Below are 14,570 nucleotides of genomic sequence, written 5' to 3' on the forward strand. Positions count from 1 at the left end.
AAATATAATATATAAATTAATCATTATTTATTCAATTTATAAACTGAAGATGATATTTATATATATTTAATTACACCGTATTCCGTACCTTTTACATATTATAGTTAGAGACTGCTTATCTAACTATCTATGTATATTATATCATATTTTTATAATTTTTTCAAATTTCGCGCTATATAACCCTTGACAAACTTCGTAAAAAATGATAAAAACCGCTTCTATAATATTAATAGAGCGGTTTCCCCTTCAAGGTTGCAGTTTCCTTTGCCATTTAATTTTCGTTTCATAAATAGGTACGCAAACTATTTGCTACTTCCTCAATATCTAAATGCAGGTATTTGGTTGTAACAGACAAATCACTGTGACCCAACGCTTTAGAAATTACAGAAACGCCCGCTCCTTTATCAAGCAACGATCGAGCAAATCCTCTTCTTAGCGCATGAGGATTAATATTTTTCAAGCCATACATTTTAGCATACTTATTTAGCCGTTTCTGAATGTTGTTGTGTGTAGGTGAAGTTGATATAACATCACCGTACTTAGTAATAAAAAGCAAGTTATTTCTTTTATTGTATTCCTGTCTAATGACCGCATTATGTTGTATCAATACCTCTAACAACCGTTTCAATAAATCGTCAAAGGGCAATTTAATCTGCTGATGATTCTTCATTATGCTACCTTCTAAATTCAACACATTGTTTCTAAAGTCTATATGGCGCTCCTCAAGCTGAACCAAAGTATTAATACGGATACCCGTTTTAAACATCAACAGGACGGCTACAGCATCCCTTAATTGTATGAAATTGCCCAAATCCAATACAGACAGCAGGACATTCACCTCATGCTCTGTAGCCCCTTCTTTCACCTTTTGGTCGACCTTGATATTAATTGTTTTCCAAAACTTCATCTCAATCCAACGATTATCAAAACAGCGGGAAAGAAAAGCTTTCAAACACTTTAGACGTGTTAACTTCGTTTGATTACTGACTTTCATACTGTCTAACCAAAGGTAAATCGTGTTAGCTGAAATATCTGCTACATACTTCACTTTTGTTACACTTTGAAAATGCTCTACATGAAGAATATAGTCACTGATAGTACGGCTTCTGTAACCGCTCACCCTCATTTGCCTTGTAACAACGTCTAGAGCTTCCATAACGCTTATTGACCCACTCACTTTAGCAAACGACTCAGATAGCTTCGCTTCTGGTTTCGAGGCATCAGATCGACTATTAGGCAACTCCTGCAATAATCCCTTTACATCCACACTAATATCAAGCAAACCTTTTCTCTTAGTCAAAACAAAAAACCTCCCATATCATTTAGCATGAAAGCCAATAACAGATGTAATTTCTTACATGACCGTTATACTGACCGTTTCACTAAACGATATAAGAGGTTGATGTAATGCGTTCTCTACGCATTTTATAAAGCGTCCCAGGAGAGATTCGAACTCCCGACCGACGGCTTAGAAGGCCGTTGCTCTATCCTGCTGAGCTACTGGGACATGGAGCGGGTGATGGGAATCGAACCCACGCTATCAGCTTGGAAGGCTGAAGTTCTACCATTAAACTACACCCGCATGTGTTTTTACATGATGTCGTATCGACATTCCTTATTATATTCTTATAGCATATTGAAGTCAACACGTTTTTTCATTTTTATTAGAAAAAGTAGCCAAAAATTTAATATCGCCAGATTATCTGTAAAAGTTAACAGATTCTCTTTAAAAGTCGCCAAATTACTGCGGCCATCGCCTACTTTCTTATAAAAGAGAGGGCTGTTCGCCCTCTTACTGCAGTACAAATGATTCTTTTGCCACTTCTTTGCCGCTTAACTCATAAAAAATGACGGTTGCTTGTTTGTTTTGCACCTCCAAGAGCGCATAGGTACGCTCCCTCCGGCCGCGCGGCAGCAAGATGCTGCCGGGATTGATTAACAACACATCTTCAATCAGCTCCGCACCCATTAGATGTGAATGACCGAAACAGGCAACATGCGCTCCTGCTTCCTTCGCTTTATACCAGATCTTCTGCAGTGTCATTTTCACATTATAAAGATGGCCATGCGTCACAAAGATAGACACACCATTCACTTTTTCTACATAGTTGGTAGGGTATGCAGATTCAAAATCGCAGTTTCCTTTCACAACAGAATAGCCCGCAAGTGCCGGATGTGTGGCTGGCAGCTCTGAGTCACCGCAATGAATATATACATCCGCATCATGTCGGTTGTATAATTCTATTAATTCTCCCGTCATCCCGTGACTGTCGCTGACAATAAGTACCTTACAGTTCATCGTCTAAAAACCACTCTGGAATTTTTTCCTCCAGCTTGCGAAGCGCTCGTCCCCGGTGGCTAATTTCATTTTTTTGCTGAGATGATAACTCCGCCATCGCTGCTTTATACTCTTCCACATAAAAAATTGGATCATAACCGAAACCGTTCGTGCCGCGCGGCTGTTCTAAAATAATGCCTTCACAAGTACCATTCACAATCACAGGCTTTTTGCTTTCATCTGTAAAAGCGACTGCAAGAGCACAGTAAAAGCGTGCTTTTCGCTTATCTTTCGGTACATCTGTAAGTTCCTCTAGTACCTTCTCAATATTTTTTTGGTCGTCCTTTGGCTCTCCTGCATAGCGTGCAGAATGTACACCCGGCTTCCCTGACAATGCATCAACAATGAGTCCTGAATCGTCCGCAATCACTGTATGTCCTAGCTGCTTACATAACGCTTCAGCTTTCAAAATCGCATTCGCTTCAAACGTTTCACCTGTTTCTTCCACTTCTTCAATATGAGGAAAATCATGCAGTGACTTTACACGTAATCCATAGCGGGAAAACAACTGCTCAAAATCGCGTACCTTGCCCATATTTTTTGTTGCGATTACAACACTCTTCATTGTGCTTTCATCCTTTCATCCATTTGTTCAGCAATTTCACCCAGTGCCTCTTGCTGAATGGCTACGAGCTTATGTATACCGTGTTCAGCCATCTCTAGAAGAGCCGCCATTTCTTCTTTGCTGAATGTTGCTTCCTCACCTGTTCCTTGTACTTCCACAAAGTGCCCTTTTCCTGTCATGATAATATTCATATCGACATTGGCTGCAGAATCTTCCGTATAATTTAAGTCGAGTACAACACCATGCTCGTCAATGATACCAACAGATGTTGCAGCTAAATAATCCTTAACTGGAATGTGCGTAAGCTTTCCGTTCTCTACAAGTTTTTGAAATGCTAATACCATAGCAACGAACGCTCCAGTAATTGAAGCCGTTCTCGTACCGCCATCCGCTTGAATAACATCACAGTCAATCCAGACCGTTTTCTCACCGAGAGCTTCTAAATCCACCACAGCGCGCAGTGCACGCCCAATCAGACGCTGAATTTCCATCGTGCGGCCGGACACTTTTCCTTTGCTAGATTCCCGAATCGTGCGCTGCTCTGTCGCCCGAGGCAGCATTGCATATTCTGCTGTAATCCAGCCCTTTCCCTCTCCTCGCATAAATGGAGGGACTCGGTCATCAATGCTCGCAGCACAGATTACCTTTGTATCGCCTACCTCAATTAGCACCGAACCTTCTGGGTGCTTTAGATAATTTGTTTGAATATGTATACGTCTCAGTTCCTTGTTTTGACGTCCGTCCACTCTCATATAAACCCCTCCTACCCTGTAGTATGACCAAAAAAATGATTATGAATGGAAAAAAGAAGAAGGAATCCTTCTTCTTTTTAAGTATAGCAAAATATATTCATTAGAAACTACCTGTGTTCACATTTTGCGGTCTTGTAACAGGTGCAGTTAGCTTTTCTCCATTTTCCTTTACAATACTGGCTTTGCCATCCACCTGTATTGCTACACCTTCGACACCCTTTTGCTCCGTCAAAGACAGCACAAGCGCCTGCAGTACATGATTTGAAATCATGCTTTTCTTAGTATCACCGTATATATTTTGATTAAAGTTTAGTGTCACCTTACCACCTTCAAGCTTTGGTGGTGTTAATACCTTGACTCCGGCATTAAAATCGCTAGAAAGCTGGGATTTATAAGAAGGGCCTTTTACAAGCTCATTTACTACCGCGATTACTTCCCCCTCTTTTGTAGCCGTTTCTTTATTATTTGCGATACGTCGTGTAACTGGTACGTAATATGTTTGCTTGTTGTTTTGCGCTACAAAATATAAAGTAACCGGTTTTGTATTCATGACATCAAGAACTTGTCGATCATCGAAATTAATACCATCAGCACGGCTCAAGCCTTCTCCAATTGGTGTTTTGTCCACCGGCATCATCGCCAGGTCTTGACCGTCTATCCGAATTTTAACGCGCTGCACATCTTTAAACTGCGTCAGTGTCCAAGTAATCGCCTCAACAATGCGACGTTCTTCTTCTTTTTTATACTTTTTAAATTCCGCGGAAAAATCCGCAATTGCAGTTCCGTCTTTAATGTCTACACCATTGACAGTTGTATTCGCTGGTAATACCGCTTGAAAACCGTTAGGCAATAAATTTGTAACTGGACCGTCTTTGACTAAGTATTCTAAAGACTGCTTAATAACTGCATTGTCCTTCGCATCTGGAAGGGCCAATGCTTGCGGTACCACGAAGCCATTTTTGTCAACAAGGTAGAGCTCGCGTTTGGCCGCCTCCACCTTTTTCTCTCCAGATTGCTTCGCCTGTTCTTCCTTTGTATATGTTACATTTTTCGGCGGATCAATCTGTTCTTTCTTTTGTTCCCCAAACATACCGCAGCCGGTCAATAACACAGAACTCGCGACGGCACAAGCAACCCACTTCGTTGTTTTTTGCATAACATTCCCCTCCTGAGATGGTTTGTACTATCATGTATACAGGCTGCCCTAATAAATTAGACCGGCTTGACCGAAAAAATTTATAAAACATAAAAACCGTTCTGCCCTGGGCAGAACGGTTGTAATAGTATTTTGTTCACATCATAATGTGATATGTTTTACATTTTCAATTGGTTGGCCGAACCAGTTTGATGCGATTTCTTTAAATTTTTCAGTTGAACCTGTAGTTAAAAACAAGTGCTCTCCCTCATCTTCTGTGTTCAGCAAATGATTATGATACAGGATTGTACTTACCTCACGTGCTGTTTCATCACCGGAACTAATGAGCTTAACCTGTTTTCCCATTACCTGCTGAATTACATGACCTAGGATAGGATAGTGTGTACAACCCAAAATAAGTGTATCAATATCCGTTTCCTTTAGTGGTTGTAGTGTTTCAGCAACAATAGCCTGCGCACGTGGACTATCAAACTCACCATTCTCAACAAGCGGAACAAATGGGGGACAAGCCAACCCTTCTACTTCCACGCGGCTGTTGATAGAGCGCAATGCATCTGTATATGCGCCGCTTTCAATGGTTCCAATCGTACCGATGACACCAACGTGATAGTTGCGTGTTACCTTAAGCGCCGTCCGCGCACCAGGATGAATGACTCCTACAACCGGGATTGGTAAACGTTCTTGCATTTCTTTTAACACAACGGAAGTCGCTGTATTACACGCAATTACCAGCATCTTTATATCTTGAGACAATAAATAATCTGTCATTTCCCATGTAAACGTACGCACTTCTTCCTGCGGACGAGGGCCGTATGGACAACGAGCCGTATCACCCACATAAATAATTCGTTCCTTCGGCAGCTGACGAATAATCTCTCTTGCAACTGTCAACCCGCCAACTCCGGAATCCAACACACCAATTGCCTTATTCAAAACATCGCCCCATTTTCTGTCTGTACTAGCAGCATATTGCGAGTACATCGCAATTCAATATCCTATTTTGCTCCTTTTCTACTGAATTTGCAAGAGTTTACAGACAAAAAGCCGACTTTCAAGGTGAAAGTCGGCTTTTCTCTTATAGTTCAAGTTCTCCCATACGAAGAAGCTCTACTACTGCTTGAGAGCGCCCCTTTACTCCAAGCTTTTGCATGGCATTGCTGATGTGATTCCGGACTGTCTTCTCGCTGATGAACAATTCGCCGGCGATTTCTTTCGTCGTCTTGTCTTGTACAAGCAGCTCGAATACTTCCCTCTCACGTTTCGTAAGTAACGGTTTAGATCCAAAGTCTTTTTCCTTCAATTGTATAACCCTCCTTGCCTGCCCTGAGCCAAATTGGGATTTGGGTATTCATTTAGTCTTTGTATTGTATGAACACATGTGACTCGTGGTGCATACATCACGGCAGTTTTTTTGGGAGGGCGAAGGGTTTCTCGTTCTTGTATGTATAGGGGCCTTCCATTAGTTTATGCAGGGTGGTGGACGGATATGTCAGCTGGTTGAAAAGTATAGGATGCTTAATCACCTTCTGAGCATTCAATGCATCTGAAGATGGATTTTGACCATATCAGTATTCTGTTTTTACTACACTGCATTCCTTTCATGTTCTATGCGAAAAATTCTCAACAAAAGAGCTATTAAACAATTTCTTTGACAGCTCTGTGATTAATATACTGTGTCTACTTTTTTTACTTAATATCAGTTTTAACAGAATAAAAACACATTACAAATTTATATCCAAAAACAACAATATTTCAGAAACAGCCTTTATGAAATATTAGATTTCCTAAACAATGAGTGTAAGAATAGCCATAGAGGAGTTTCCCTATGGCTATCTTTTATCCTTGAGCGTATCACCAAAGGAGTTTAAAATTGCTTTATTATTTTTAAAGTCTCATAATCTGAAGGACTATTAACCTTCATTGCATAAAAATATGGGCAATTTAAAACTGACATTTCAAATACTTCACCCTTGGTTATATCCATGAACCTTTTCATATCATTAATAATAGTATCTAAATTAATATTTTCGAATTCTTTGCTAGGTAAAGTAATTAAAATTATATGCTCATCAGAAATCCTATTTATACACATATGCGTTCGATAGTCAAAAACTGCCTGTGAAAACTCTTCAGGCAAAGCATATAAGTCAAGGTTTTCTACATATTCATTTTGTTCAATTGATTTTTTAAATCTTTTTTCAACTCGATTTAGTTTTAATACTTTACCTGACTTAAAACTTTCTCCGCGTATCCCGATGTAGTTAGGAGTGTAGCCCAACCTAGTACCAAAATTCTTACACCATTCATACCACTCCCACCAATGCTTACTGTCTTTTTCAAGTATTTCTCCATATAAAACAATTGATATCTTATTTAAGTCACTCATTTATCTCACCTTTTTCCTTTTTTGGATAGGTACAAGTTCAAATTTACCTCCCCTTTTACCAAGAAGGTTCTGATTCTGCTTCATTCTTATAACCAATTTATCTACGTTATCTGTTTTACTTGGAACTTCATATTGATCTACTCTGCCATTTTTCCTTACCACCATAATATCTGGTCTATTAGGCTTAAGACCTGGGATGATGTTTTGTAAACCCTTGTTTAAATATACTGTAACACTATCATCTTTTTTAGCTTCTTTAATTGCTCTCCTCAGACTAGCAAACCAATGCCCAGGAGTTTTATTGGTATGCGGTTTGCTTGGCAATGAAATCCTAAACTTCCATGCATTACTACTCCCACCTCCTCCGCCTCCCCCTGGAGCCATCGCTCTTCCGTAATCATCAGGAGCTGTTTTAGAATGCCCATCTGGATCAATATATTTCACTGGATTATTATCAGCATACGTATACCCATTCTGCGTAATCGGATCATCCACATCACCTGGATCTGGGTCTACCGAAATAAACACACCATGCACCGGATGATAATACCGCGCCATGAGGTAATACATGCCGATTTCTTTATCATACATGTATCCCGCATATCCAAACGGATTATCTGCTGCCAAGCCTTCTGCACTGCTTGTCAGCACATTGCCCAACTGATTTATCCTCATTCGATGCAGAAGAAATCGCTTTTATGATTTTAAATGTTAGTGATAATGCTAGTAACTTCTTTATTCAGCAAATTAGAAGAAGGTCATCTATCTTAGAAAGACCATTAACAACGGCTCGCGGTGACGGTAAAAGTTATATATACTCTAATTTCAATCCAAAGTATGCTCAGATGGCATTAACCATTTTAAGAACTTATTACAATTTTTGTTTCCCGTATAAAACACCTGATGGAGAAGAATTAACTCCAGCTCAGAGGCTAGGAATTACTGACAAAGTTTTCAAAATAAATGATATAATCTATCTAAAATAGTAACTCACATTAGGAGGTATATGTTGTGTTAAATGAGGATTTAAAGATTATTTTAAGTAAGATAGAAGCGTTGGACAACCTAGAAATTGAGATGGAAGTTGATGACCCCGAAATTGAAACTATATCTATTCATCTATTTTCAAGCGAAGAATTTGAAGAAGGACAATTAGGATACAGTGTGGATGAAGAAGGTAATTCTTTAACAGGGAATAATGAAAGTGATTGGAAAGAAACTTGGTTTGTAATTGGATACGATGAAGATTCGGGAGACCCAATTTTTGTAGATATTGAAGATAAAAATTACCCTGTAATGACCGCAATGCACGGTGAGGGTGATTGGGAACCAGAAGTAATGTTTTCATCACTAAATGAGTTTTTAGAGTATATAACAAATTAAAGGGACGGAAATTACCCGTCCCTTTTTGTTATTTAGACTTCTAATTTAGGTGCTGAAAAATTGTTATTTATAGGCTAAAAAGACATCTGATTTAATATCTTCCCTCCCAAAAGGGAACTTTGGATAGGTTACATTGAGTTGGACAGAATTCATAAATGGGTAAAGAAAAAGATCTCTGATAACAGAGACCTTTCGTATGTATCCTATGTATCCTCAGATTTTGTTTGCAAAGGGCACACATCTCATTGCTGATGTGGTTCCGGACTGTTTTCTCACTGATGAACAATTCGCCGGCGATTTCTTTCGTCGTCTTGTCTTGTACAAGCAGCTCGAATACTTCCCTCTCACGTTTCGTAAGTAACGGTTTAGATCCAAAGTCTTTTTCCTTCAATTGTATAACCCTCCTTGCCTGCCCTGAGCCAAATTGGGATTTGGGTATTCATTTAGTCTTTGTATTGTATGAACACATGTGACTCCTGGTGCATGCATCACGGCAGTTTTTTTGGGAGGGCGAAGGGTTTCTCGTTCTTGTTATGTATAGGGGCCTTCCATTAGTTTATGCAGGGTGGTGGACGGATATGTCAGCTGGTTGAAAAGTATAGGATGCTTAATCACCTTCTGAGCATTCAATGCATCTGAAGATGGATTTTGACCATATCAGTATTCTGTTTTTACTACACTGCATTCCTTTCATGTTCTATGCGAAAAATTCTGAACAAAAGAGCAATTAAACAATTTCTTTGACAGCTCTGTGATTAATATACTGTGTCTACTTTTTTTACTTAATATCACATAAAAAAGCACGCCACCCTTTCTTAGTAGGATAAGAAAAAAGAATGACGTGCTTTTGTACTTGAGGACAATTAATTTTTTAACCGCATGGATATACAAAGCTTTCCACCTTAGAGTTTACACTAAAATCTATTCTTATGATTTTTAATCCTATTCCTCATAAATTCGCATTATTGGATCTTGATCATGATAGGCTATACATAATGGAAGATTTATATTAAATTTAGTAGCTATTTCTCTAAAAACTACTACTGTTCTAGCAATAAGATAGAGTGTTACTCCTATATTTAGACTGTTATTAAATCCACCTTTATTGTCATACAAATTACTAAATTCTAATAAACATGGACCTGCAATACTTTCCTCCCACTCACATGCCCAATCATCATTTTCTTCGGACAATGGATAGTATTCCGTACAAAGGTAGTATGTGCCCTTCCAATTATTATCCATATCATACTCAAAGTAAATGGCTTTAGTTTCAGAATCAAGTGAACTTTTAATTGCTTTTGTGAAAGCTTCACCTAATAACTCTTGATAATGTGTTGTATTAATATTTTTTATCTGTTCTGCCATATCTTTTCCAGATATTTGAACACAAATATTAAAATACTTTCGCTCTAACTCTACAGTATTTAGAGAAACTATATCACTTTGCATCTCATCTAAGTAATCAAAGATTAGAGTCATATATCATTTCATCTCCTATTTTTCCAATATCTTGAGTATAACATGTCTGGATTTTTTTGAACATGTTTCCTTAAACTCCTATAACTCCTTAAAAAAGCCTCCCTATCTCCTTTAGCATGTTTATCAATCTTTTTCATATTTCTTAACATATATTCATGATACGCATTAGGGTGACGTCCTTGATGTATCATCCTTTTTTTGTTCCAACCTGCATCTAAATCCAAATTATATTTATTGGCTATTTCTTGGAAGTGTTTTGTATAACGTTTGCTTTTATTTGTTGCAAAATGATGAACTTGAAAAGGTTTTTTAAAGGGTTTTATTGCTAATTTATTTAGGAATTTGTTCCTAGGTACAATATAAATAATAACTCGTTTTTTATGTAATATTAGATTTACTAAATACTGGGTACAAGAATAGCCATAGAGAATTTTCCCTATGGCTACCTTTTTATCCTTCTATACCTAAGTGCTTTTTAACTACCATTTTAGTTTGATATAAAAGGACTGGCTTATCGTTTAATAGTTTTTTAATTCCTTCAGGTTCTAATGATGGGTCAACTAATTCCAAAATATTTTTCTCTAAAGAGGCAATAACATTACTTTCGCTTAATTTGTCTATTGGTAAGCAGTCAATTTGATTCCCATCAACTTCAAAGTAGAACCTACATCTAATATCACCATCAACATCTCTTGGTAATTCCAGATTAGGGTTAATTTCTTTTATTACAATCCCCACATTCACATAGTAACAATTTGAGTAATTTGATTTTTGTAAACCTAGAGAACATATAACTTCATCACTATCCTTATAATAAAATTTACCTTTTTTAACGAAACCGTTTGATAATAAACAGTCATTAATAATTTTTTTAAATTCTTTCTTTTCCACCGCTTTAATCACCTCAATACACATCCAATTTTGTTTTCCAACCCGGACCAAATATCCCTTCAACCTCTTTCTTATATATTTTTAGCTGCCTATTACCTTGCCTCATTGCTCTAGGGTTATATGGTTTTAGTTCGTATATTATTTTTTTCTCGAAATCAATAAAGTCAATTCTTTTTCTGCTTGGTAAACGAAATTCTTTTTCTCTTACACCTTGTAATACTTCATCAGTTTTATATGATTTATGCATTTGTTGTCCTAGTTTCAAACTTGATTTTGTAAACGGCTTATCTATACCCTTACTTTTTCTCTTAACAGGTAGCTTTAGTTTAGGCCTCTTGCTATTAAAAGGCTTAAAAGTAAAACGCGCTCCTCCGCCTATATAATACGATCCTGTAACATCTGCTGGTCTATGCTTATCACCTTTTGCATCCATAAACATGACGGGATTGTTAATAACGTACGTATACCCATTCTGCGTAATCGGATCGTCCGCATCACCTGGATCTGGGTCTACCGAAATAAACACACCGTGCACCGGATGATAATACCGCGCCATGAGGTAATACATGCCGATTTCTTTATCGTACATGTATCCCGCATATCCAAATGGATTATCTGCTGCCGAGCCTTCTGCATGGCTTGTCAGCACATTGCCCCATGCATCGTACGTATATTGCGCCACGTTTTTGCCTGTGCTGTCTGTCATCGCAATGACATCACCGTGTGGGTTGTAGTGATAGTAGAACGTTTGGCCTTGCGTTTTCATCGAGAGACGTACGCCGTTCGCATTGTACACGTACTGCCGCAGTACCGCACCGCTTGTGTTTGTTTCATATAATACATTGATGCTGTCGCCGTCATAATGATAACGGGTTGTAATGCCATTTACTGTTTTTTCAATGCGGCGACCGTCGTCGTCATACTTGTAGGTGGCAAATGATGTTGTTTTGCCTGTTTCTGTGATACTGATGAGCTGGTCCGCACCGTCCCAGGTATACGTATATTTGCCGTCAGATTTGCGATTGCCATTCGCATCATAGGTAAGTGTTTCTGTACCGTATTTCGTTAACTGGTTTCCACTGTTAAATGTCGCAGTTGTGGTGGTGCTGCCTACCTTCACACTTGTACGATTTCCGAGACCATCATAGGTGTATGTTTTGACTGTTCCGTCTGCAAGTGTTTCACTTGTCAATTGGTTGATGTTATCGTACGTATAACGTATTTCTTCTTGCGTGGTTGCTGCGCCGACGCGGCGGGTGATTTTTGTCCTGTTTCCATTCGCATCATACTCGTAACGCTCTGTGAGAATCGGCGTCGCATTGGCAGTTGCGATACTCAGTGCTTCGAGTTGTTGGGCTTGATTGTATTGGAACGTTGCACCCGTCCCATTGCCTGTGATAGATAGACCTACATTGCCAAATTCGTCATAATCAAAATAGTACGATGTCCCTTGGTCAATAACCTTTGTATTTTGGTTCAATGCGTTGTATTCGTAGTTAGCGGTATTTGTGTACGCACCGTGCTGGATACTTTGTGTTTTCAACTTATGCGACCCAGGGTGATATGCCCATGACACACTGCCGCCTCTGTCGGTCATGCTTATGATTCTATTTTACTTGATATGTATATCCACTTTCACTAGATTCCTATTTCACACAAAACAAAAACCCCGCCTATGCGGGGTTCCCTTCTACCTCTTCGCCTCCGCTGCTTCCTTCTTAAAGAAGCTCTTCATCGCATGGAAAACGTCGGCTTTTTGTTTCAGGATATAATATCGGAAATCTTCGTCATGGATGTTTTTGTAGGCAAACATGAGCGTTGAATGACGGTTATATTGGTACAATTGCACATCATATACTCGTGACTTATTAGTATGTCTCTTAAAACCTACATGTATACATTTAACAAAACCCTCTAACGAATAGTTATTCTGTATCAAACTTTCTTTAGCTAATTTATTGAATTCCTATCACTTTTGATTGACGTCATAGTACATCTAAAATTGATTTTCAAAATCTAATTCAATCCAATTCTTCCAGTGTGTATTTGATGTTCTATTCTGAATCAGATTAATATCATTCTTTTCTATAGCTTCGGCTAACGTTTGGAAAAATACGTTCTCACTTACTTTTTCATCAACAACGTGTTGCCACTCTTCTGTTTCGTACCATATCTTCCAATCATTAATGTCTTTAATTTCTTGTAATAATTGTGGGATATCGTACCACAACAGCTTACGTGAGTCATCTTTAGCAGCAAGCATACGCATGAAATATACAGGATATGCTTCTGAATCTTTAATTTCTATTCCTGCATTTGCGTAATCTTGTGGTGTAAATTCGTAATAATATTCCTTATGATTAAGAATGATTTTATCTTTATATAAACTAGGAATAAATTCACCATTGTCATCAAAAAGGTCGTATTGTCCATCACTTAGCTGTACAATCGCATCATCTAAAATTGAACAATGATTATGCTTCAATGTATTACCGTACATAAAGATGTTATTTCCTATGCCAAAATTTCCAACCTCTACGAATTGAAAAATAATTAACCAATCCGAATTATTCCTTAAACACACTGATAATTTCACTTGTGAGATATCTGCATTTACATTGTCTATCAAAGGAAATTCATAACTTTTTTGTTTGGCATCTAATACTTTCAATATATTTTGCATAACGTCACCTTCTTTTGTGTAATGATTTTCTTTTTTTAGAAATGGCTGATACTCGTCCAGCTTGTTTCTGAGAACATTTCTGACAGTGTGGATACAGCCTCTGCGTCCTTCTTCCAGCTATAGCATTAGCTGGTTGGTGATCTGGTATATACCTCCCAGATTTTGTACCAGGATTTTTTATTCCACAACTATGACAACCATACCTATATCCAATCTCATCTATCTTTCTACGAGTTGTAGATGAAAAATTACGAGATTTTCCCTTAATTGCCGGAATTGAAAGTCTTGCATATTTTCCCGGACGAATTAAATAATTGGCAGAATTTAAAGCACGTTTTGCAGCACCATATCTTCCTCCACCAACAAAACCTTTGGCTCCTGCAAAAGCAACCCTTTTCCAATTTGCACCTGATTTGTAAGCTTTATACCCATCATATACTGCAAATCCACCATTAATTACTAGCCAAGGAACATGTCCATCTGGGTCAACACCCATAACCGGATTGTTATTTACATACGTATACCCATTCTGCGTAATTGGGTCATCTGCATCACTCGGATCTGGGTCTACCGAAATAAACACACCATGCACCGGATGGTAATACCGCGCCATGAGGTAATACATGCCGATTTCTTTATCATACATATATCCTGCATATCCAAACGGATTATCTGCCGCTAAGCCTTCTGCACTGCTTGTCAGCACATTGCCCCATGCATCGTACGTATATTGCGCCACGTTTTTGCCTGTGCTGTCTGTCATCGCGATGACATCACCATGTGGGTTGTAGTGATAGTAGACATTTGGCCTTGCGTTTTCATCATCAAATAGATATTGCTAAATTTACAAATATAAGCACAAGGAATAGTTCCAGCTATTTTTGTTTCATGCAGCACATTGATATTAAAATTTTAGTTTATATAATTTACTAAA

General features: G+C 38.2%; 15 protein-coding genes, 2 tRNA genes and 5 pseudogenes. 2 read left to right on the forward strand and 20 right to left on the reverse strand.

Features of this window, described 5'->3' with window-relative positions; genetic code table 11:
* Positions 1 to 283: 283 nt before the first annotated feature.
* The 11 genes from MUG87_RS08830 to MUG87_RS19590 form a co-directional block, all read right to left on the reverse strand.
* Positions 284 to 1,300, reverse strand: coding sequence for a tyrosine-type recombinase/integrase (locus MUG87_RS08830; RefSeq protein WP_247087102.1), 1,017 nt, complete (start codon positions 1,298 to 1,300; stop codon positions 284 to 286).
* A 133-nt stretch (positions 1,301 to 1,433) separates the two neighbouring features.
* Positions 1,434 to 1,507 (reverse strand) — tRNA-Arg (locus MUG87_RS08835).
* Position 1,508: 1 nt separating this feature from the next.
* Positions 1,509 to 1,582 (reverse strand) — tRNA-Gly (locus tag MUG87_RS08840).
* 210 nt (positions 1,583 to 1,792) lie between these two features.
* Positions 1,793 to 2,299 (reverse strand): metallophosphoesterase, encoded by a 507-nt coding sequence (locus MUG87_RS08845; protein ID WP_247087103.1) that lies wholly within the window; start codon positions 2,297 to 2,299, stop codon positions 1,793 to 1,795.
* The gene (locus MUG87_RS08850) at positions 2,289 to 2,903 is read right to left on the reverse strand and encodes an XTP/dITP diphosphatase (RefSeq protein ID WP_247087104.1); all 615 of its coding nucleotides are present in this window, start codon (positions 2,901 to 2,903) and stop codon (positions 2,289 to 2,291) included. Before MUG87_RS08850 ends, MUG87_RS08845 begins: the two co-directional genes overlap by 11 nt.
* Complete coding sequence (rph, locus tag MUG87_RS08855) at positions 2,900 to 3,655, reverse strand: ribonuclease PH (protein ID WP_247087105.1); 756 nt, start codon at positions 3,653 to 3,655, stop codon at positions 2,900 to 2,902. The genes MUG87_RS08850 and rph overlap by 4 nt, the downstream gene beginning before the upstream one ends.
* Before the next feature lie 100 nt (positions 3,656 to 3,755).
* A complete protein-coding gene (locus MUG87_RS08860; protein ID WP_247087106.1) occupies positions 3,756 to 4,811 on the reverse strand; it encodes a GerMN domain-containing protein in 1,056 nt (351 codons plus the stop codon).
* Positions 4,812 to 4,952: 141 nt separating this feature from the next.
* The gene (gene racE, locus MUG87_RS08865; RefSeq protein WP_247087107.1) at positions 4,953 to 5,792 is read right to left on the reverse strand and encodes a glutamate racemase; all 840 of its coding nucleotides are present in this window, start codon (positions 5,790 to 5,792) and stop codon (positions 4,953 to 4,955) included.
* 94 nt (positions 5,793 to 5,886) lie between these two features.
* Positions 5,887 to 6,111 (reverse strand): spore germination transcription factor GerE, encoded by a 225-nt coding sequence (gerE, locus tag MUG87_RS08870; protein ID WP_028402973.1) that lies wholly within the window; start codon positions 6,109 to 6,111, stop codon positions 5,887 to 5,889.
* Positions 6,112 to 6,675: 564 nt separating this feature from the next.
* Positions 6,676 to 7,197 (reverse strand): hypothetical protein, encoded by a 522-nt coding sequence (locus MUG87_RS08875; protein WP_247087108.1) that lies wholly within the window; start codon positions 7,195 to 7,197, stop codon positions 6,676 to 6,678.
* On the reverse strand, positions 7,198 to 7,848 hold the full coding sequence (locus MUG87_RS19590) for an RHS repeat-associated core domain-containing protein (RefSeq protein ID WP_281503698.1): 651 nt from the start codon (positions 7,846 to 7,848) through the stop codon (positions 7,198 to 7,200).
* Positions 7,849 to 7,850: 2 nt separating this feature from the next.
* Between MUG87_RS19590 and MUG87_RS08885 the strand changes: the two are divergent.
* Both MUG87_RS08885 and MUG87_RS08890 read left to right on the forward strand, forming a co-directional pair.
* Positions 7,851 to 8,183, forward strand: a pseudogene (locus tag MUG87_RS08885) (insertion element protein); the annotation flags it as partial.
* 25 nt (positions 8,184 to 8,208) lie between these two features.
* Positions 8,209 to 8,580, forward strand: a complete 372-nt coding sequence (locus tag MUG87_RS08890; RefSeq protein WP_247087109.1) for a hypothetical protein — start codon at positions 8,209 to 8,211, stop codon at positions 8,578 to 8,580.
* A 238-nt stretch (positions 8,581 to 8,818) separates the two neighbouring features.
* Here MUG87_RS08890 and MUG87_RS08895 read toward each other — a convergent pair.
* The 9 genes and pseudogenes from MUG87_RS08895 to MUG87_RS08930 form a co-directional block, all read right to left on the reverse strand.
* Positions 8,819 to 8,971 (reverse strand): annotated as a pseudogene (locus MUG87_RS08895) (LuxR C-terminal-related transcriptional regulator); the annotation flags it as partial.
* Between the two features lie 551 nt (positions 8,972 to 9,522).
* On the reverse strand, positions 9,523 to 10,062 hold the full coding sequence (locus MUG87_RS08900; protein ID WP_247087110.1) for a hypothetical protein: 540 nt from the start codon (positions 10,060 to 10,062) through the stop codon (positions 9,523 to 9,525).
* A gap of 8 nt (positions 10,063 to 10,070) precedes the next feature.
* A complete protein-coding gene (locus MUG87_RS08905; protein WP_368042568.1) occupies positions 10,071 to 10,502 on the reverse strand; it encodes an AHH domain-containing protein in 432 nt (143 codons plus the stop codon).
* A gap of 10 nt (positions 10,503 to 10,512) precedes the next feature.
* Positions 10,513 to 10,953 carry a DUF4304 domain-containing protein gene (locus tag MUG87_RS08910; protein ID WP_247087111.1) on the reverse strand — a complete coding sequence of 147 codons (441 nt, stop codon included), beginning with the start codon at positions 10,951 to 10,953 and terminating at the stop codon, positions 10,513 to 10,515.
* A gap of 13 nt (positions 10,954 to 10,966) precedes the next feature.
* Positions 10,967 to 11,392, reverse strand: coding sequence for a hypothetical protein (locus tag MUG87_RS19690; protein WP_368042569.1), 426 nt, complete (start codon positions 11,390 to 11,392; stop codon positions 10,967 to 10,969).
* Positions 11,381 to 12,565: pseudogene (locus MUG87_RS08915) on the reverse strand (RHS repeat domain-containing protein); the annotation flags it as partial. The gene MUG87_RS19690 and the pseudogene MUG87_RS08915, both read right to left, overlap by 12 nt.
* A 78-nt stretch (positions 12,566 to 12,643) precedes the next feature.
* A pseudogene (locus MUG87_RS08920) lies at positions 12,644 to 12,799 on the reverse strand (sporulation protein YhbH); the annotation flags it as partial.
* A 150-nt stretch (positions 12,800 to 12,949) separates the two neighbouring features.
* Positions 12,950 to 13,636 (reverse strand): DUF7003 family protein, encoded by a 687-nt coding sequence (locus MUG87_RS08925; RefSeq protein ID WP_247087113.1) that lies wholly within the window; start codon positions 13,634 to 13,636, stop codon positions 12,950 to 12,952.
* 4 nt (positions 13,637 to 13,640) lie between these two features.
* Positions 13,641 to 14,542, reverse strand: a pseudogene (locus MUG87_RS08930) (RHS repeat domain-containing protein); the annotation flags it as partial.
* Between the last annotated feature and the right edge of the window lie 28 nt (positions 14,543 to 14,570).

Origin of the sequence: Ectobacillus sp. JY-23 (assembly GCF_023022965.1) — a bacterium.
Lineage (GTDB): Bacteria > Bacillota > Bacilli > Bacillales > Bacillaceae_G > Ectobacillus.

Bases quoted from the DNA above. Each gene is read 5' to 3' on its own strand.
- MUG87_RS08845 (WP_247087103.1), bottom strand. From the start codon at position 2,299: ATGAACTGTAAGGTACTTATTGTCAGCGACAGTCACGGGATGACGGGA.
- MUG87_RS08850 (WP_247087104.1), bottom strand. From the start codon at position 2,903: ATGAAGAGTGTTGTAATCGCAACAAAAAATATGGGCAAGGTACGCGAT.
- rph (WP_247087105.1), bottom strand. From the start codon at position 3,655: ATGAGAGTGGACGGACGTCAAAACAAGGAACTGAGACGTATACATATT.
- MUG87_RS08860 (WP_247087106.1), bottom strand. From the start codon at position 4,811: ATGCAAAAAACAACGAAGTGGGTTGCTTGTGCCGTCGCGAGTTCTGTG.
- racE (WP_247087107.1), bottom strand. From the start codon at position 5,792: ATGTACTCGCAATATGCTGCTAGTACAGACAGAAAATGGGGCGATGTT.
- MUG87_RS08875 (WP_247087108.1), bottom strand. From the start codon at position 7,197: ATGAGTGACTTAAATAAGATATCAATTGTTTTATATGGAGAAATACTT.
- MUG87_RS08900 (WP_247087110.1), bottom strand. From the start codon at position 10,062: ATGACTCTAATCTTTGATTACTTAGATGAGATGCAAAGTGATATAGTT.
- MUG87_RS19690 (WP_368042569.1), bottom strand. From the start codon at position 11,392: ATGTTTATGGATGCAAAAGGTGATAAGCATAGACCAGCAGATGTTACA.
- MUG87_RS08925 (WP_247087113.1), bottom strand. From the start codon at position 13,636: ATGCAAAATATATTGAAAGTATTAGATGCCAAACAAAAAAGTTATGAA.